The 18,271-nt window shown below is 73.8% G+C and carries 12 protein-coding genes; 6 read left to right on the top strand and 6 right to left on the bottom strand.

The window, feature by feature from the left end:
- Window positions 1–4 precede the first annotated feature (4 nt).
- From P1K89_RS23425 to P1K89_RS23415, 3 genes are all read left to right on the top strand, one after another.
- Window positions 5–625 (top strand): hypothetical protein, encoded by a 621-nt coding sequence (locus tag P1K89_RS23425; protein WP_284618952.1) that lies wholly within the window; start codon window positions 5–7, stop codon window positions 623–625.
- Window positions 622–3,759 (top strand): CHAT domain-containing tetratricopeptide repeat protein, encoded by a 3,138-nt coding sequence (locus P1K89_RS23420; RefSeq protein WP_284618951.1) that lies wholly within the window; start codon window positions 622–624, stop codon window positions 3,757–3,759. The genes P1K89_RS23425 and P1K89_RS23420 overlap by 4 nt, the downstream gene beginning before the upstream one ends.
- A 73-nt stretch (window positions 3,760–3,832) precedes the next feature.
- Window positions 3,833–8,368: a Calx-beta domain-containing protein gene (locus P1K89_RS23415; RefSeq protein ID WP_284618950.1), complete on the top strand. Its 4,536-nt coding sequence runs from the start codon at window positions 3,833–3,835 to the stop codon at window positions 8,366–8,368.
- 3 nt (window positions 8,369–8,371) lie between these two features.
- Here the strand turns inward: P1K89_RS23415 and P1K89_RS23410 are convergent, their stop codons facing one another.
- The 4 genes from P1K89_RS23410 to P1K89_RS23395 all read right to left on the bottom strand — a co-directional run bounded on the left by P1K89_RS23410 (window position 8,372) and on the right by P1K89_RS23395 (window position 12,968).
- Window positions 8,372–8,824, bottom strand: a complete 453-nt coding sequence (locus tag P1K89_RS23410; RefSeq protein ID WP_284618949.1) for a type II toxin-antitoxin system VapC family toxin — start codon at window positions 8,822–8,824, stop codon at window positions 8,372–8,374.
- Window positions 8,821–9,078 (bottom strand): type II toxin-antitoxin system Phd/YefM family antitoxin, encoded by a 258-nt coding sequence (locus tag P1K89_RS23405; protein WP_284618948.1) that lies wholly within the window; start codon window positions 9,076–9,078, stop codon window positions 8,821–8,823. The genes P1K89_RS23410 and P1K89_RS23405 overlap by 4 nt, the downstream gene beginning before the upstream one ends.
- A gap of 61 nt (window positions 9,079–9,139) precedes the next feature.
- Window positions 9,140–10,966 carry a maltodextrin glucosidase gene (gene malZ, locus P1K89_RS23400; RefSeq protein WP_284618947.1) on the bottom strand — a complete coding sequence of 609 codons (1,827 nt, stop codon included), beginning with the start codon at window positions 10,964–10,966 and terminating at the stop codon, window positions 9,140–9,142.
- Window positions 10,967–11,165: 199 nt separating this feature from the next.
- The gene (locus P1K89_RS23395) at window positions 11,166–12,968 is read right to left on the bottom strand and encodes a helix-turn-helix domain-containing protein (protein ID WP_284618946.1); all 1,803 of its coding nucleotides are present in this window, start codon (window positions 12,966–12,968) and stop codon (window positions 11,166–11,168) included.
- Between the two features lie 145 nt (window positions 12,969–13,113).
- Here P1K89_RS23395 and P1K89_RS23390 point away from each other — a divergent pair, with 145 nt between their 5' ends.
- The 3 genes from P1K89_RS23390 to P1K89_RS23380 all read left to right on the top strand — a co-directional run bounded on the left by P1K89_RS23390 (window position 13,114) and on the right by P1K89_RS23380 (window position 17,005).
- Window positions 13,114–14,736 (top strand): ExeA family protein, encoded by a 1,623-nt coding sequence (locus P1K89_RS23390; protein WP_284618945.1) that lies wholly within the window; start codon window positions 13,114–13,116, stop codon window positions 14,734–14,736.
- A gap of 2 nt (window positions 14,737–14,738) precedes the next feature.
- Window positions 14,739–15,503, top strand: coding sequence for a general secretion pathway protein GspB (locus tag P1K89_RS23385; protein ID WP_284618944.1), 765 nt, complete (start codon window positions 14,739–14,741; stop codon window positions 15,501–15,503).
- A gap of 128 nt (window positions 15,504–15,631) precedes the next feature.
- Complete coding sequence (locus P1K89_RS23380) at window positions 15,632–17,005, top strand: hypothetical protein (protein WP_284618943.1); 1,374 nt, start codon at window positions 15,632–15,634, stop codon at window positions 17,003–17,005.
- Window positions 17,006–17,009: 4 nt separating this feature from the next.
- On the opposite strand, the gene P1K89_RS23375 is transcribed toward P1K89_RS23380, so the two are convergent.
- Both P1K89_RS23375 and P1K89_RS23370 read right to left on the bottom strand, forming a co-directional pair.
- Complete coding sequence (locus tag P1K89_RS23375) at window positions 17,010–17,648, bottom strand: TetR/AcrR family transcriptional regulator (RefSeq protein WP_284618942.1); 639 nt, start codon at window positions 17,646–17,648, stop codon at window positions 17,010–17,012.
- Between the two features lie 29 nt (window positions 17,649–17,677).
- Window positions 17,678–18,163 carry a phasin family protein gene (locus P1K89_RS23370; RefSeq protein ID WP_284618941.1) on the bottom strand — a complete coding sequence of 162 codons (486 nt, stop codon included), beginning with the start codon at window positions 18,161–18,163 and terminating at the stop codon, window positions 17,678–17,680.
- Between the last annotated feature and the right edge of the window lie 108 nt (window positions 18,164–18,271).

Below are 18,271 nucleotides of genomic sequence, written 5' to 3'. Positions count from 1 at the left end.
GCCCATGAACCCGCGTGACGACGACGACTGGCTCGACGCGCTGGCTGGCCGGCCGCGCGAGGGCAGCGCACCGGCGACGCTGCAGGAGGCGGCGCTGCTGCGCGAAGCGATGCGACGCTGGCGCCCGCTGGCGCAGGCGGAGCCGGCCGCCGATGCCGAGGCCGCGCTGCTGCAGGCGGCGCAGCGCACGGGCCTGTTGCGCCGGCGCTGGTGCCCCGCCTGCGCCGAGCGCTGGGAGCGCTGGCAGCGCCGGCTCATGAGCGCCGGCCACCCGCGGCCGTGGGCCTGGGCGCTGGCCGCCGCGTTCGGCATCGCCGTGCTGCTGCCGCTGCTGCGGCCCCCCGTCACGCCGCCGGCCGACGATCCGACGGTGCTGCGCGGCAGCACGGCCGACGGCCTGCAGCTGCTGCGCGATGCGAAGCCGCGCGAACGCCGCGATGCGCTGGCCGCCGAGCTGGCGGCGCTGGGCGCGACGGTGCGGCGCTACGAGCGCCTCGGCCGCTTCGGGCTGGACGCGGAATGGACGTCGCCGCCATCACCGGAAGTGAGCGTGCAGCTGGCGCGCCGCGGCATCGTGCGCGGGGCGGACGGCAGTGTGCGCATTGAGGTCGAGGCGGCGCCGTGAACCTCCGGCGCGCCGCGGCGCTGCTGCTCGCCACGTTCGCCGGCCTGGCCGCGGCACAGCCCCCGTGCGACGGCGTCGCGCCGCCGGACCCCGCCGCACTCGCCGCCGAGGCCGACGCGTTGCGACGCAACCAGCCGCCGCTGGCGCTGGCCCGCGCCTGCGCCCGCCACCGCGCCGCGGCGTCGACGGCCACCGGCATCGAGCTGGCCCAGGCGCTGGCGGCCAACGAACGTTACGACGCCGCGGCCGCGCTGCTCGGTGCGCTGGCCGCGTCGGCCGCGCCGGGCAGCCTGACCGCCTCCGAGGTCGCCCTGGCCCAGGGCACGCTGGAATCCGACCAGGGCGCCTACGCCCGCGCCGCGCCGCATTTCGAGCGCGCGCTGGCGCAGCTGCGCGCGCTGGACCAGCACGGCCGCCTGCCCGCGCTGGCGGCGGTCGGGCTGTCGCAGGCGCTGCGCACCCTGCGCGAGGCGCCCGACGCCCTCGATCGCGCCGCAGCGCTGCTCGACGAGGCCGAGCGCGAGCTGAAGGACGCCGGCCTCGCGCGCAGCCGCGACATGGGCGACCTGCTGAACCAGCGCACGATGCATGCCTACGCGCGCCAGGACCTGCCCGCGGCGATCGGCCATGCCAGCGCCGAAGTCGCGCTGATCCGCGAACTCGACGGCGCCGACGCGCCCGACGCCTTCGACGCCCTCGCGAGCCTGGGCGCGATGCTGTCGCAGCTGAACCGCGGCGACGAGGCCGAAACCGCGCTCAACGAGGGCCGGCGGCTGATGGCGCTGCATCCGGCGGTGTCGCCGGCCGCGCAGCTGGGCGTGCTGAACAACCTGTCGGCACTGCAGCAGGACCGCGGCCGTTATGCCGACGCGCTGGCCGTCGCCGAAGAAGCCGTCGCCTTCGCGCAGCAACGTTTCCCGAAGCACCCGGCGATGCACCTGGTGGCGATGAACAACCGCGCGACCTGCCTGATGCACCTGTCGCGCCTGGCCGAAGCCGAGCTGCGTTTCGAGGAAGCGCGCGCGCTGCTGCGCGCGAACCCCGGCCTGCCGGCGCTGCGCCGGCTGCGGCTCTTGGACAACCTGGCCGAGCTGTATACGCGGCTCAACGACGCCGACGCGGCGCAGGGCGTCATCGACGAAGGCCTGGGCGTGGCCGGGCGCGACGCGAGCTTCGGCTACTGGCACGGCCGGCTGCTGCGGCTGCAGGCGACGCTGGCCTCCGCCCGCGGCCGCTGGGCCGAGGTCGACGCGCTGCATGCACGGTCGGCGCCGCTGATCGCCGCGGTGGTCGGCGAGCAGCATGCCTTCGTCGAGGTGTCGACGGTGCACCGCTGCATCGCCCAGGTGCGCGGCCGGCTCGCGGGCGAGGCCTGCGACACGCTGCGGCGCCGCGCGTCCACGCTCGATACCGCGGTGCCGCTGCACCGCTTCCGCGTGCACCACGCGCTGGCCCTGCAGGCCGATGCCGCGGGACGCGCCGGCGAGGCCCGCGAGCACCACCTGCGCGCGCTGGCGGCCGCGCAGAGCGCTGGCACCGCGCACCCGCTGTGGATCGCCTACGACGCGCTGGCCGAGCACCTGCGGCGCAGCGGCGCGCGGGCGCTGGCGATCCACTTCGGCAAGACGGCGGTCGAGCAGATCGAGGCGATGCGGCGCGACTTCTCGCGCACCGCGCGCGACAGCGAGCGCCAGTTCGTCGCCGACAAACATGCGGTGTACCGGCGCCTGGCCGACTGGCTGGCCGAAGACGGCCGCATCGACGAGGCGCTGGACGTGCTGCGGCTGCTGAAGGCCGAGGAGTTCCTCGACTTCGTGCGCGGTGCGGGCGACGCGCCGGCACCCGGCGGGCCGGCGCTGACGCCGCGCGAAGCAGGCTGGCGCGCGGCCTCGCCCGCCGCGGCAGGCGACAGCGCGGCCGCCGAGGCCGAGCGCCTGCAATCGTGGCAGGCGCTGCTGGGCAGTGAACCGGCCAACGGTCGCGCGCCGCGCGCCGCCACCGCGCCGGTGGCGACGCGCGCACCGGCCGGCACGCTGGTGGCCTGGCTCTTCGCCGGCGACACCCACCTGAACCTCGTGCTCGACGGCCCGCGGGGCCGCACGCTGCAGCGGCGGCCGCAGGACCCGGCTGCGCTGGCGCGCGACGTCGGCCGGCTGCTGGCGCAGATCGGCCGCCGCGAGGACGTGCTGCCGCTGGCGCAGTCGCTGCATGCGCGCGTGGCGGCGCCGATCGCCCAGGCGGCCGATGTGGCGCGCGTGCAGCGGCTGGTGCTGCACCTGGACGGCGCGCTGCGCTACCTGCCCTTCGCCGCGCTGCACGACGGCCGGCGCTACCTCGGCGAGCGCTACGCGATCGAGCAGCGCATCGCCGCCGCCGACCGAACCGCCGGCGATGCGCCGGCCAACGGCGGCGCGGATGCGCCGCTGGCCGAGCCGCCGCCGCGCGAGGCCTACGTGCGGGCCTTCGGCGTCAGCCGCGCGCTCGCCGGCCTGCCGGCGCTGCAGGCGGTGCCGCGCGAGCTGTGCAGCATCGTCGACGGCGAGGTGATCGGCCTCGACGCCGCCGACGGCCCCTGCGAGCGCGGGCTGCTGCCCGGCGCCGGCTGGCTCAACGAGGCCTTCACCACCGAGCGCCTGCGTGCGGTGGCCGATGGCGGCACGGCCGCCCGCGAGCTGGCGCCGGCGCGCCGCGAGCTGCTGCACCTGGGCACGCACTTCGTGCTGCGCCCCGGCCACATCGGCCGCAGCTGGCTGCTGACGGGCGATGCCCAGAAGCTGTCGCTCGAGCGCTTCGCGGCGTTCGACTGGCGCGGCCAGGCACTGATCACGCTGTCGGCCTGCGAGACCGGCCTCGGCGGCGCGCAGGGCGCCGACGGCCGCGAGGTCGACGGCCTGGCGGCGCTGTTGGCCCGGCGCGGGGCCGGCGCGGTGATCGCGAGCCTGTGGCGCGTCGAGGACGAGAGCACCGGCGCGCTGATGACCGCGCTGTACCGCGCGCTGCGCAGCGATGCCGACCCGGCGCGCGCGCTGCAGCAGGCGCAGGTCCAGGTGCGCCGGCGCGCCGACCGCGCCTGGCGCCATCCGTTCTTCTGGGCCGCCTTCATGGTCAGCCGGCCGGAGCGCCTGCAGCCCTGACGTCAAGCCGCACGGGCCGTCCCTGTCGTCGAAGCCTTTCGCCGCGTCCTTCCATCGCCCTCGAGGAGCGTCCATGCCCTACCTCCGCGTCCTGCCGTCCGCCATCAACGAAGGCGCCGCCACCGTCACCCTGACGATCGTGATGGACCAGGCCTCCAGCAACCCGGTCCAGGTCAACTACGACACCGTCAACGGGCAGGCCTTCTACAACTCCGCGGCGCCGGACTTCCAGCGCAACTTCGGCACGCTGACCTTCGCGCCCGGCGAAACCAGCAAGACGTTGACGGTGAACATCGTCAACAACACCACCGCCGAGGGGTCGGAGCTGTTCTGGCTGGACCTCAACACGCCCGTCAACGCGACCGTTCAACAGCGCTACTGGCCGGTGCTGATCGTCGACAACGACGGCACCAGCGGCACGCCGCAGATCGCGGTGAGCGACCGCGTGGTGGACGAGGCCTCCGGCACGGCGCAGTTCTTCGTCACGCTGAACCGCCCCTCGACCGGCACGGTGAGCGTGCAGTACACGACCGCAGACGACACCGCGACCGCCGGCAGCGACTACACCGCGGCCTCGGGGTCGCTGAGCTTCGCGGCGGGCGAGACGGTCAAGACCGTCACGGTGAACCTGCTCAACGACCCCGCTGCCGAGGTCGACGAGTACTTCCGCCTGCAGCTGAGCAATGCGACGAATGCGACCATCGTCGACGGCAGCGGCCTGGGGCTCATCGGCCGCAACGACGCGGACCTGGTCAGCCAGCCCTTCGTCACCGCCAGGCCGATCGCCGCCGACGAGAGCGCCGCGTTCACCCAGTTCGTCGTGCAGTTGTCGGCGCCGTCGAGCAACGAAGTCAAGGTCAACTTCGACACCGTCAACGGGCTGGCCTTCTACAACTCGTCGGCGCCGGACTTCCAGCGCCACTTCGGCACGCTGGTCTTCGCACCCGGCGAGACGACGAAGCTGGTGGTGGTGCCGATCGTCGACAACACCACGGCCGAGACGCCGGAGCAGTTCTGGCTCGACCTCAATACGCCGGTCAACGCGATCGTGCCGCAGCGCTACACGCCGGCGCTGCTGATCGACAACGACGCCACCGCCGGAACGCCGGCGCTCGCGGTGAGCGACGCGATGGTCGACGAAACCGACGGCACGGCGCAGTTCTTCGTCACGCTGAACAAGCCGTCGACCGGGGTCGTGACGGTGAACTACACGACCGCCGGCGACACCGCCGCCGCGGGCAGCGACTTCCGCGCGGCCACCGGCACGCTGAGCTTCGCGCCCGGGGAGACGGTGAAGACAGTGATCGTCGACATCACTAACGACGGCGATGCCGAGGCCGACGAAGCCTTCCGGCTCGACCTCGCGACGCCGACCGGCGCGACCATCGTCGACGGCAGCGGCCGCGGCCTGATCGTTCGCAACGACGCCGCGCCGGTGAGCCAGCCGGCGATCAGCGCAATGCCGATCGCCGGCGACGAAAGCCAGGCGCTGCTGCGCTTCGCGATCACGCTGTCGGCCCCGTCCAGCAACCAGGTCGAGGTCAACTTCGACCTGGCGAACGCCACGGCCTACTACAACTCGTCGGTCCCGGACTACCAGCGCCACTTCGGCACGCTGGTCTTCGCGCCCGGCGAGACGAGCAGGATCGTCGCCTTCGCGCTGGTCGACAACACGCAGGCCGAGGGCACCGAGGCGCTGTGGCTGGACCTGAACTCGCCGGTCAACGCGACGGTGCCGCAGCGGTACACGCCGGTGCTGCTGTTCGACAACGACGCCGTCGCCGGCACGCCGCTGGTCTCGGTCAGCGATGCCGTGGTCGACGAGACCAGCGGCAGCGCGAGCTTCTTCGTCTCGCTGAACCGGCCCTCGACGGGCACGGTGACGGTGGGCTACGCCACCGGCGACGCCACCGCGATGGCCGGCAGCGACTACCGCGCCGCCGCCGGCACCTTGACCTTCGCCGCCGGCGAGGTGGTGAAGGCGGTGACGGTCGACCTCTTCGACGATGCGGACACCGAAGCCGACGAGGTGTTCCGGCTCAACCTGTCGAGCCCGGCCGGCGCGACGATCGTCGATGCCTTCGGCAGCGCGACGATCGGCCGCAACGACGGCCCGCCGGTCGGGGCGCCCCACATCAGCGCGCGGCCGATCGTCGCCGACGAAAGCCAGGCGCTGACCGGCTTCACGATCGAGCTGAGCGCGCCATCGGGCAACGAGGTCAAGGTCAACTTCGACCTGGCGAACGCGACCGCGTACTACAACTCGTCGGCGCCCGACTACCAGCGCCACTTCGGCACGCTGGTCTTCGCGCCCGGCGAGACCACCCGCTTCGTGCCGCTGACGATCCTCGACGACACGCAGGCCGAGAGCCGCGAGCTCTGGTGGCTGGACCTCAACACGCCCGTCAACGCGACGGTGCCGCAGCGCTACACGCCGGGCATCATCGTCGACAACGACGGCATCGCCGGCACGCCGGCGATCGCCGTCGGCGACGTCACGGTCGACGAAAGCGCCGGCACCGCGAGCTTCTTCGTCTGGATGAACCGGCCGTCGACCGGCACCGTGACGGTGAACTACGCCACCGCCGACCAGACCGCGCAGGCCGGCAGCGACTTCCGCGCCGCGAGCGGCAGCTTGAGCTTCGCGCCCGGCGAGGTCGCCAAGACGGTGACCATCGACCTGTACGACGATGCGGCGACCGAGGTCGACGAGTTTTTCAACCTGACCCTGAGCGCGCCGTCCGGCGCGACGCTGGCCGACGGCAGCGGCGTCGCGCAGATCGGCCGCAGCGACGCGGCGCCGGCCGGCATGCCCTACGTGATCGCGCACCCGGCCTTCGGCGACGAGTCGCAGCCCGCGCTCAGCTTCGTGATCCAGCTGAGCTCGCCCTCGAGCAACCCGGTCGAGGTCGACGTCGACCTCGCCAACGCGCTGGCCTTCTACAACTCGTCGGCCCCCGACTACCAGCGCCACTTCGGCACTCTGGTCTTCGCGCCCGGCGAAACCACGCGCACGATCACCGTGCCGCTGATCGACAACACGCTGGTCGAGGGCGTCGAGTCCTTCTGGCTGGACCTCAATTCGCCGGTCAACGCCACCGTGCCGCAGCGCTGGACGCCGGCGCGGCTCTACGACAACGACGCGGTGGCCGGCACGCCGGCGATCCGCATCGGCGATGCGGTGGTCGACGAGCGCGCCGGCATCGCGACGCTGCCGGTCTGGCTGGACAAGCCCTCGGTGGGCACCGTCACCGTGAACTGGACCACCGCGGACGACACCGCCGCGGCCGCCACCGACTACCGCGCCGCCAGCGGCACGCTGAGCTTCGCGCCCGGCGAGACGGTGAAGACCCTGACCATCGACATCACCGACGACGGCCTGGCCGAGTTCGACGAGGCGCTGCGGCTGCAGCTCAGCGGCGCGGCCGGCGGCACGCTCGCCGACGCGGTGGGCGCGGTGCTGATCGGCCGCAGCGACACCGCGCCGGTGAGCCAGCCGCGCATCGGCGCCGGCCCGATCAGCGTCGGCGAAGGCGACGTGCTGGCCGGCTTCCTGGTGCAGCTGTCGGCGCCGTCGGGCAACGAGGTCAAGGTCAACTTCGACATGGCCAACGGCACCGCGTTCCACAACTCGTCGGCGCCGGACTTCCAGCGCCTGTTCGGCACGCTGGTGTTCGCACCGGGCGAGACGACGAAGCTGGTGAGCTCGCCGCTGATCGACGACACGACGGCCGAGGCCACCGAGACCTGGACCTTGTCGCTGAGCGCGCCGGTCAACGCGACGATCCCGCAGGCGCAGGCCACCGGCACGCTGATCGACAACGACGGCCCGGCGACCTACAGCTTCGGCCTCGGCAACGACCGCTACAGCGTCAGCAGCGCGCAGGACCGCATCGCCGAGAGCCCGCGCGGCGGCATCGACACGGTGGTGTCGAGCGCCAGCTTCACGCTGCCGGAGAACGTCGAGAACCTGGTGCTGACCGGCAGCGCCACCACCGGCACCGGCAATGCGTCGAACAACGTCTTCCGCGGCACCGCGGGCAACAACAGCTTCGACGGCGGCGCCGGCATCGACACGGCGGTCTTCGGCGGCGCACGCGCGGACTACACGATCACCGGCTCGGTCGCGCAGCGCACGGTCGCCGGCGGCGGCGACGGCAGCGACACGCTGTTCAACGTCGAGCGCCTGCAGTTCAGCGACCAGGTGCTGGCCAGCGACACCTCGCCCGGCCAGAACACCTACCTCGCCTACGCGATGCTCAACGCGGCCTTCAACGTGGCGCCCGGCTCCGCGCAGCTCAGCCAATGGACCGCGATGCTGGACCGCCAGGGCGGCAACCTCGAGGACCTGGCGCAGGCGATGATCAATTTCTACGCGCCGGGGGTGCCCAACGACGTGCTGGTGGCGTACCTGTGGAGCACCATCATCGAGTCGCCGATCCCGTCCGACGCGCTCGCGCTGTACACCGGCCTCGTCAACGACGGCACCTTCACCCAGGCCTCGCTGCTGGCGCTGGTGACGACGATCGACTTCAACACCGTCGAGATCGCCGGCATCGTCGGGCAGACGCTGACGCTCGATCCGGCGTGGTTCCCGGTGCCGGGGTGAGCGTCAGGACCGTCGCCGTGCCGGCCTGCGCGGCGCCGCGGGTGGCGCGGCCCACGGGTTGATCGTGGGTACGCCGGTGGGCGCGAAGTCGGCCTGGTTGCGGGTGGCGACCGTCATGCCGTGGACCAGCGCCGTCGCCGCGATCAAGGCGTCGCGCTCGGCGCGGGGATCCGGCACATGAAGGCGCGCGCAGCGCAGGGCCACGGCGGTGTCGATCGGCAGGATGCGGCCTTCGAACTGGGGCAGCACCTGCCCATCCAGCCATGCGCGCAGAACCTCACCTTGTGCTGCATCCCGTCGCTGCACACGCAGGATGCCCAATTCCAGCTCCAGCACCGTGATGACCGACAGGTGGAACTGCGCCGCGGCAGCAGCCTGCGCCCAGGCCAGCACGTGGCGGTCCGCGCGCGCCGGGCGACGCAGCTCGCTGACCACATTCGTGTCCAGCAGGATCATGCGTCGAGGTCGGCGGGTTTGCTCAGCCCTTCGACACGCGGCGGATCGAAGTGAAAGTCGCCGCCCTCTTGCTGGGCGATCGCGTCGAGCAGGCTGGTGCCGCGGCCGAGCAGCTTCTCGTAGTCACCATAGGTCAGCAGCACGTGAGAAGGCCGGCCGCGATCGGTGATGACCACCGGCCCCTTGCGCGCCGCCTGCTTGGCCCGGCCGGTGTCCTGGTTGAAGTCGCGGCTGGAGAGCGTGGTCGTGGCCATGAGGGTTTGCAGAGCCCGAGAACGTAGCAACGTTACTACAGGCGGTGATTCCCTTCAAGCATCAACCCATCATCACCACGCCGCTCTCGGCGGGCACCGACAGGCGCAGCACGCCGTCGGCAGCATGCACCGCAGCGCCATCGGCGTCGCGCCAGACGGCCACCTCGACCGGCAGCGCCGCCAGCGGAAGCACCACGTCCACCGCCTCGCCCCGATTGACCACGCAGATCGACGCCGCCTGCCCGGTATGGCGCGCGAAGGCCAGCCACTCGTCGCCCTGCGCGAGCACCTGGAACGCGCCCTCGCGCCACTCGCGGCGCTCGCGGCGCAAGGTCGACAGGCGCTTGACGTGCGCCAGCAGGTCGCGGTCCCAGGTCGCGCCGCTCCAGTCCATGCAGCGGCGGCAGTCGGGGTCGGCGCCACCTTCCATGCCGAGCTCGTCGCCGTAGTAGATGCAGGGCACGCCGGGGTAGGCGAAGAGCAGGGTCATCGCCAGCTTCGCGCGCGCGCGGTTGCCGGCCAGGCGGGTCATGAAGCGCGGCGTGTCGTGGCTGCCGAGCAGGTTGAACTGCACCAGCGCGGTGTCGTAGCCGATCGCGCTGCGCGCGCGGTTCAGCCAGGCCTCGAACTGCGCGGTGCTCAGGCGTGCCGGATGGCCGTTGGTGTCCTGGCCCGCCAGCCAGGCCCACACCGGCTGCGCGAAGCCGTAGTAGTTCATCGAGCCGTCTTCCTGGTCGCCCTGCAGCCAGCGCGTCGCTTCGCTGAAGTGCTCGCCCAGCACGTAGGCCTGCGGCTGCTCGTCCTTGATCGCCTGGCGGATCTGCCGCACATGGTGCGCGTTATTCTTCGCGCCCGGGCCTTCGCCCAGCATGTGGATCACGTCCAGCCGCCAGCCGTCGATCGAGTACGGCGCGCGCAGCCACTTCTTCACGATCGAATCCGGCCCCTCGTACACCGCCTCGCGCAGCGCGGCGTGCGAGAAGTCGAGCACCGGCAGCGAATCGTGGCCCTTCCAGTAGATCGGATGGCCGGCGTCGTTGAACGCGTACCACGCGCGCCACGGCGACTCGGCCGACTGGTCCGCGCCCACCTCGGCATGCTGCCCCCAGCGGTTGAACCAGGGGTGGTTGGTGCTGGTGTGGTTCAGCACCGCGTCGAGCACCAGCCGCATGCCACGTGAATGCATCGCCGCGGACAGCCGCTCCAGCGCCGCATTGCCGCCGAGCGCGGGGTCGACGTTGTCGTAGTCCTCGGTGTCGTAGCGGTGGTTGCTGCCCGAGGTGAACACCGGGTTCAGGTAGACCGCGGTAGCGCCCACCGCCTGCTGCAGGTGGCCCAGCTTCGCGCGCAGGCCGTCGAGGTCGCCGCCGTAGAACGAGTTCTGCGCGTGGTCGGGGTCGAGCGGCGCGCCCCACTCGAGCTGCTGCGCGGCCACCGGGCGGCTGCCGTAGACGGTCTCGCCGTCGCGGTTGCGTGTTTCTTCGCCACGCGCGAAGCGATCGGGGAACACCTGGTAGAACACCTGGTCGCGCACCCAGGCCGGCGGCAGCTCGCGCACGGCGCGGAAATGCGCCGCCTCGGGCGGCACGTGCGCATGCGTGCCGTCGGCGGCCAGCCAGCACTGGCCGTCGCCGAGGCCCTCGCCGCCCAGCGCCTTGAAGGCGTAGAGGGTCGCCGGGTTGCCGCCGTCCCACGGCATCTCGCCGACCCAGGCATGCAGCGCACCGGACCGGCCGGCGGGCTGCATCGGGAACAGGTACTCCTCGTTGTCCGGCAGCACTCGCAGGTAGACGGCCGCCAGGTCGGCCTGGTCGGTCAGCAGCGTGACGCGGCAGCCGCTGTCGGTGCGGACGAGCCACGGGGAGATCGGCGGGTGCAGCAGCAGCATGGCAGTCTCTCTTTCTCGTTCTGAAGGACTGCGGCCATTCTTCGGCGCCGGGCCGCGCGCTGGCATCCACCGGGGGGGTGGATCGTCGCGGTGGATGGGTTTAACCCTGTCGTGAGGATGCGACGACAGCGCTCGGTGTGCCCGGCACGACGGCGTGCTCGACGCCCAGCATGGGGGCGGTGCCCGACGCGCCGCGCCGTCAGCCCGCCGGCCGCTGCAGCGCGTGCGCCCGCTGCACCGCTTCGGCGCGCGAGCCGATGCCCAGCTTGCCGTAGACGCGGTTGATGTGCGTCTTGACGGTCGCCAGCGAGACGTTGAGCTGGTGCGCGATCTGCTCGTTCGTGTAGTGGCGGCCGATCAGCTGCAGGATTTCCCATTCGCGATGCGTCAGGTCGGCCGGGGCGGCGATGTCGACGGCCTCCGCCGGTGTGTCGACCGCCGGCGGTGCGAGCATGTGCTGCAGCAGGCGCTGCGCGAGCGCGCGTTCGGCCGGGTAGCGCACGATCGCCGGCGTCGTCAGCAGCGCCTCCAGTCCCTTGGCGAGCTTGGGCGCGAGCCAGGCCGCGTCCCAGGGCGCCGGGTCGGCCGCCTGCGCGCCCAGCCAGCCGAGCAGCGCGTCGGTGTCGGGCGGGGTGCCGATGGCCTGCACCAGCGCCAGGCGCTGCGACAGCCGCACGAGGCCGCGGGCGCCGAGCTCGGCCTGCCAGGCGGCGAGCATCGCCGCGTCGATCGGCCGGCCGGCGAGCGCCGCGGCCGCCGCGGCGAGCACCGCCTGGTGCAGCTCGACCAGCGTCGACGCCTCGTCGACCGCCGGCACCTCGGCCATCGCGTCGGCCAGCGCCGCCGCCTGCGGCCGCCGCGCCAGCCACCACAGCCGCGCGTGGCGATGCGCGTTGCGCCACTTGCGGCAGTGGAAGGCCTGCGTTTCGCGGCGCGCCAGCGCTGCCAGCGCGTCGGCCGCCTCGGCCAAGGCGTCTGCCTGCAGCAGTGCCAGCGCGTCGAGCACCAGGTTCGGGAAGGCGTCGTAGTCCGTCGCCGGCAGCGGCGGTGCGAGCGGGGTGTCGCTGTCCGTGCCGGGGGCGGTCGGCGGCTCGGCGAAGGCCGCGCGGCGCAGCGCCTGTCCGCGGCGCAGGCGTTCCAGCAGCTGCAGCGCTGGCGCGTCGGCGATGCCCTGCGCCTGCGCCAGCGCCCGGGCGGCGTCCAGCGTCGTGCGCAGCGCGGCGTCGTCGCCCAGCTCGTCGTGGGCCCGGGCCTGCGCGGCGAAGGCATCCAGCGCCAGCATCGGCAACCCGTCGCGGGCGCAGGCGTGCAGCAGCGTGGCCAGCGGCGCCAGCGCCGCGCGCGGCTGGCCGGCGTCGAGCAGCGCGAGGCCCAGCGCATAACGCGCGAAAAGCGCGTCCGGCGTGAGGTCGGTCGGGTAACCCGCCTCGGCCTGTCGGGCCCAGCGCAGCGCGCCTCGCGCGTCGTCGAACACCTGCGCCAGCCGCGAATGCAGCGCCGCACGCAGCGGCAGCGGCAGCGCGGGGTCGTCGGCCGCCGTCTGCTGCCGGCGTCGCTCCGCAAGCTGTTGAAGGCGCCGTTCGGCGACGTGCGACACCCGCTCGACCTCGATCCACCACGCCAGCTGCAATGGCAGCACCGCATCGGCGCCGGGCTCCATCGACACGCTGGCCAGCAGCGGCCCGAGCACCGCGCGCCGCGGCCGCCACAGCAGCAGCCAGCCGGCCTGCTCCAGCAGCGCCAGCCGCTGCGCCGGCGTGCCGAAGGCCAGCACCAGCGGCGCGGCCTGCTCGACGCGACCCTGGGCCGACAGCCAGGCGAGCGCACGCGCGAAGGTGCGCGACGCGACCTCGGGAGCGGCGCGGAACCACTCCGCCAGCGGCGCGGTGTCCGCCGGCACATCGACCGGGCCGGCCGCGAGCACCTCGTGCACCGGCCAGCCGAGCAGCGTCGCCAGCTCGGTCGCATCGGTCGAACCGGCGAGCACCGCGGCGGCACGCACGGCCGGCGCGGTGGAAGGGGCAGCAGGATCGGGCGACAACGGTCGGGCGGGCGGCAATGGCGGCGCCGGGAGTCTATCGGTCGCCGAGAAAGCGCCGCCGGTTGGTCACAATCGCGCGGATGTTCCGCCCCCGGCCCGCTTCGTGATGTACGCCCCGTCGTTCGGCCTGGCGCGCGAGCCGTTCTCGATCGCCCCCGATCCGCGCTTCCTGTTCATGAGCGAGCGCCATCGCGAGGCGCTGGCGCACCTGCTGTTCGGGCTGCAGGGCGGCGGCGGCTTCGTGCTGCTGACCGGCGAGATCGGTGCCGGCAAGACCACCGTCTGCCGCTGCTTCCTCGAACAGCTGCCGGCGCACTGCAATGTCGCCTACATCTTCAATCCGCGGCTGACGGTGACCGAGCTGCTGCGCGCGGTGGCCGAGGAATTCCGCATCGGCGCGCTGCCGCCGGCCGCTACCGCCACGGTGAAGGACTACGTCGACGCGCTGAACGCCTTCCTGCTGCGCGAACACGCGGCCGGGCGCAACAACGTGCTGATCATCGACGAGGCGCAGGACCTGACGCCGGAGCTGCTGGAGCAGCTGCGCCTGCTGACGAACCTGGAAACCGCCGAGCGCAAGCTGCTGCAGATAGTGCTGATCGGCCAGCCGGAGCTGCGCACGATGCTGCAGGCGCCGCAGCTCGCCGCGCTGGCGCAGCGGGTGATCGCGCGCTACCACCTGCAGGCGCTGTCGGCCGCCGAGACCGAGGCCTACGTGCGGCACCGGCTCGAGGTGGCCGGCGCCCAGGGGCCGCTGCCCTTCGACGCCGGCGCGCTGAAGCGCCTGCACGCGCTGGCGCGCGGTGTGCCGCGGCGCATCAACCTGCTGGCCGACCGCGCGCTGCTCGGCGCGTGGAGCCAGCGCCGCGAGCGGGTGGACCGGCGCACCGTCGCGCAGGCGGCGCGCGAAGTGTTCGACGATGCGGCGCTGACGCCCGCGACCCGTTCGCGGCGCATCGCGCTGGCCGCTGGCGCCGGGCTGCTGGCCGCCGCCGGCCTGTGGGCGGCCGTGCAGCACTGGCGCGCGGATCGAAGCGGCGCGCCGGGCATCACCGCGCCGCGGGATGCAGCGGCGGCGGCGGCGCAGGCGTCAGCACCGGCCGTGGCCGCATCGCCCGCCGCTTCGGCTGCGGCAGCCGGGGCCGCCGGGGCGTCCGCCGCGGCGTCGGCACCGGTGGTGATTCCGGCGATCGGCCTCGACGCGCTGTGGCCGCGGCTCGAGGCCGACGACACGGCTGCGTGGCGCGCGCTCGCCACTTACTGGCCCGGCACCGCGGCGGCCGACGATCCCTGCGCCGCCGACGGTCCGCTGCGCTGCCACCGCAGCGCCGCGCTGACGCTGGCGCAGATCCGCCAGCTCGACCGCCCCGGCCTGCTGACGCTGGTCGATCCCGCCGGCCGGCCGCGCAGCGCGCTGCTGGTCGGCCTGCGCGAACGCGATGCGCTGCTGCGCCTGGGCACCGACACCGTCGCGCTGCCGATCGATGCACTCGCGGCGCGCTGGCGCGGCGACTTCTCGACGCTGTGGCGCCGCCCCGCCGGCAACGACGCCGCGGCCATCGCCGCGCAGCTCGGTGGCAGCGAGCACGACGATGCCGCCGCGCAGCGTGCGCGCATCGCGGCCTTCCAGCGCGCGCAGGGGCTTTCCGCCGATGGCCGCGCCGGCCCGCTGACGCTGATGCAACTGAACCGCGCGGCCGGCGTGTCCGAGCCGCGCCTGGAACACTGACGATGTCCTACGTGCTGGATGCCCTTCGCCGCGCCGACGCCGAACGCCAGCGCGGTGCGCTGCCCGGGCTGCAGAGCCAGCCGCAGGCGCCGGCCGCGGCCGACGCGGGGCCGCGCTCGACGACGGTCTTTGCGCTGATGGGCGCCGGCGCCGTCGGCCTGCTGGCGATCGGGGCGGCGCTGGCGTGGTGGCTGCTGAAGGCGCCCGACGCGCCGGCGCCGGCCGCCACCACGACGCTGCCGCCGGCGGTGCTCGCCCCGCCGGCGCCGGTTCCGCCCGTGCCGGCGCCATCGGCTCCCAACGCCGCCCCCGTCACCCCCGCGTCCCCCGCGACCGCCACCCTGCCGCCCGAGCCGATCCCGATGCCGGAACCGGTCGCGAAGGCCGATACCGCCTCCCCGCCAAAAGCAGCGGCCAGCGCCGTGGCTGCAGCTCCCCCGGCGGCCAGCGCGGCGACGGCCCGCATGCCCGCGGCGAGCGCAGCGGCGGCCCGCGTGCCCGCGGCCAGTGCGGCGACAACGCCGCCGCCGGCCACCGAACGCCTGCCGACGCTCGCCGAGCTGCCCGAGGCACTGCGCCGCCAGATCCCAACGCTGCAGCCCGGTGGGGCGATGGACTCGCCGCAGCCCTCGGCGCGCCTGCTGATCGTCAACGGCCAGCCCTTCCGCGAAGGCGATCAGCTCGCGCCCGGGTTGACGCTGCTGCAGATCAGGCTGCGCAGCGCGGTGCTCGATTTCCGCGGCACGCGCTTCGAGCTGCGCTACTGACCCGCAGCGTGCCGGCGCGCCCGTCGCGTCAGCCGCCGGCAACGCACGACCTGGGGCCTTGTCACCGGCACGACCGGTGCGCATCATGGCGGCCCTGCCACGACGCGGCGTTCGCGCCGGCATGAACGATGACGCCCGGCCTGCGCGGCATCGCGCGCGTGAGTCTGCGCGGCCTGCTCGCACTGCTCGCCCTGCTCGGCGTGCTCATGCTCGCCTGGCTGGCCAGCAACGTGGTCGACGACCGGGACCAGCCGGTGCCCGCCGCGCTGGCCCTGCCGCCGAACCCGCCCGGCTCGCCGCTTTTCTTCGCCGTGCAGGGCCTGCTGGCACCGCCCGGCGAAGCGCCCGAGGCCGTCGGCCGCCGCGAATGGCTGCAGGCCGCCGCCACCGGCCGCGGCCCGGACGCCGGCCAGCGGCCGCGGCCGATCGAAGGCCTGCCGCTGGATTGCCGCGCACCGCAGGACTGTGCGCAGCTGCTGGCGGCCTCGCTGCCGCAGCTGGGCCGGCAGCTGGCGCCGGCCGCCCTGCTGGGCCAGCGCTGCGCTGCCGCGCTCGCCGGCGACCTGCGCTACGAAGAGCACCTGCCGGCACGGCTGCATGCAGCGTCGCCGCTGCCGGCCTACAGCGGCGCGGTGCAATGCGCGCTGTGGCTGTCCGGCCAGGCGGTGCTGGCCGCCTCGCGCGACGACCGCGATGCCGCCGTGCGGCGCCTGCGTGAGGGCCGGCAGCTGGCCGAGGCCCTGCTGGTTGGCTGCCGCATGCTGGTCTGCGAGATGGTGGCGGTGCGCATGATGGAGCTGCAGTTCCAGGGCCTGGGCGCGGTGGCGCTGCTGCGGCCGGCGTGGTCCGCCGATCTGATCGCACTGCTGCCGCCGCTGCCGCCGCAGGCCCTGGCCCCGGGCGAGTGGCTGAAGACCGAACACGCGCTGATGCGCGGCAGCCTCGATGACCTGATGGCCGAGTGCGGCGGCGGCTTGGCGACGATGCTGCTGGGCGTGCCGTCGCGTGCGCTCGACCTGGCCGGCCACTGGGCCTGCCAGGGGCGCATCGGCCTCTTGCCGCAGGCCACTCGGCGAGCGATGGACGAGCGCTGGCTGCGCGTGATGGCGAGCGCCGGCCCGGGCCTCGACGCCGCGCTCGACCACGCGATCGCGCAGCGGCAGTCCGGCCTTGCCGCGCCGCGCGGGCTGGCCTGGCGCAATACGCTGGGCATGGCGCTGGTCGGCGTGCTGGAAGGCGCGCCCTATGACGAGTACTTTGCGCGCCAGGCCGACGCCGAGCTGCACCGACAGGCGCTGCGCACGGTGCTGGCCGTGCAGCTGCAGCGCGTGCCGCCGGCCGAGCGGGCGACCTGGCTTGACCGGCAGGACCTGCCGGCGCGCCTGCGCGGCCGGCTGGCCTGGGTCGACGAGGGCGCCCGGCTGCAGGTGCGGCCCTGGCTCGCCGAGCTGAATGCCGGCCATCCGCGGGCGGCCGCCTACCGCCTGGCGGTGCCGCTGTAGCGCGTCAGCGCAGGTACTTCGCGCGCAGGTAGTTCAGGTAGTCGCGCGCCTCGCCGACGACGTAGGGCGACAGCAGCGTCAGCGTGTAGTAGGCGGCCAGCGCCGCCTCGGCATGCTTGCCGTCCTGCGGACGCGGCGTCAGGCGCTTGAACGTGAACCAGCAGGTGGTCGTGAAGGCGATCTGCAGCGCCAGCATCTCGACGTCGCCCGCGTTCGCGTCGATCACGCCGGCCGCCGCCAGGCCGGCGCACAGCCCGTTGGCCGCCAGCACGTTGCGGGCGGTCAGCGCCTGCGCGCGCGCCTCGAGCTCGGGGAACTCGTTGAGCAGGTAGTCGATATCGCGGTAGACGAAGCGGTAGGCGCTGACGGCCTCGAAGGTCAGGTGCAGCGACAGCCACAGGTCGTCCAGCGCCGTCACCGTGGCCGCCGCGTCGATGCACGGCGCGAAGCGGTCCTCGAAGCGGCGGAACAGCCAGGTGACGATCAGCTGCTTCGTCTTGAAGTGGTAGTGCAGGTTGCCGGGGCTGATGCCGAGCTCGGCCGCGATGCGGTGCGTCGAGACCGCGGCGACGCCGTCCTCGTTGAAGAGCCGCAGGCTGGTTTCGAGGATGCGATCACGGGTGCTCGAGCCGGCCGCGGCCATCGTGCGCGCTCGCCGCTGGATTTGACGGGTCAGCGCCGGCGCGCGCCGGCGGCCGGTGACTGCGGCGGCTGCTGCTGTTCGAGCAGCAGCGTCAGCGCCTCGATGCGGTCGGCCAGCTCGCGCAGCGCCTGCGGCGAAGGCATGCCCAGCCGCTCGAGCGAGCGTGCCACGCGCTGGTCGAACACGTCCTCGAACTTGCTGAACGGATCGGCGGCGGCGCGGGCATCGGCCAGGCTCTTCGACGCCGCCGTCCACGCCGGCGACTGGCCGATGCCGAGCAGCAGCTCGAATACGCGGGTCTGGCGCGCGACCATGTCGCCCCGCACGTCACCCAGCGCCTTCAGGCCGGCACGGATCAGCGCGCGGGCGCCGGTGGCTTCGGGTTCCGGTTCTGGCGCCGGCGCAGGCACCGGCGCGGGGGCGCTGCGCTGCGCGCGCGGCTTGGAGGCCGCCGCCTTGCGGACGACGCCAGCGGGCGCGTCGTCGTCGACGGTGCGAGGAGTCTTGCGCGCCATGCGGATCCTTCGAGGGGCTGGCCAGAATAGCACCGCGCCGCGGCGCGACCGGGCATCGGTCGCGGACGCGGCGCGCGAGGTTCAGCGAGGGGCGGACCGCCCCATCGA

It is taken from the genome of Aquabacterium humicola (assembly GCF_030167915.1).
Classification (GTDB): domain Bacteria; phylum Pseudomonadota; class Gammaproteobacteria; order Burkholderiales; family Burkholderiaceae_C; genus Pseudaquabacterium; species Pseudaquabacterium humicola.
The sequence above is the reverse complement of the archived record's forward strand: the minus strand, read 5'-3'. Positions and strand labels throughout refer to the sequence as shown.

Coding starts and splice junctions, on each gene's coding strand:
- P1K89_RS23425 (WP_284618952.1), top strand. CDS start 5: ATGAACCCGCGTGACGACGACGACTGGCTCGACGCGCTGGCTGGCCGG.
- P1K89_RS23380 (WP_284618943.1), top strand. CDS start 15,632: ATGACGCCCGGCCTGCGCGGCATCGCGCGCGTGAGTCTGCGCGGCCTG.
- P1K89_RS23405 (WP_284618948.1), bottom strand. CDS start 9,078: ATGGCCACGACCACGCTCTCCAGCCGCGACTTCAACCAGGACACCGGC.
- P1K89_RS23415 (WP_284618950.1), top strand. CDS start 3,833: ATGCCCTACCTCCGCGTCCTGCCGTCCGCCATCAACGAAGGCGCCGCC.
- P1K89_RS23410 (WP_284618949.1), bottom strand. CDS start 8,824: ATGATCCTGCTGGACACGAATGTGGTCAGCGAGCTGCGTCGCCCGGCG.
- P1K89_RS23370 (WP_284618941.1), bottom strand. CDS start 18,163: ATGGCGCGCAAGACTCCTCGCACCGTCGACGACGACGCGCCCGCTGGC.
- P1K89_RS23375 (WP_284618942.1), bottom strand. CDS start 17,648: ATGGCCGCGGCCGGCTCGAGCACCCGTGATCGCATCCTCGAAACCAGC.
- P1K89_RS23390 (WP_284618945.1), top strand. CDS start 13,114: ATGTACGCCCCGTCGTTCGGCCTGGCGCGCGAGCCGTTCTCGATCGCC.
- P1K89_RS23385 (WP_284618944.1), top strand. CDS start 14,739: ATGTCCTACGTGCTGGATGCCCTTCGCCGCGCCGACGCCGAACGCCAG.
- malZ (WP_284618947.1), bottom strand. CDS start 10,966: ATGCTGCTGCTGCACCCGCCGATCTCCCCGTGGCTCGTCCGCACCGAC.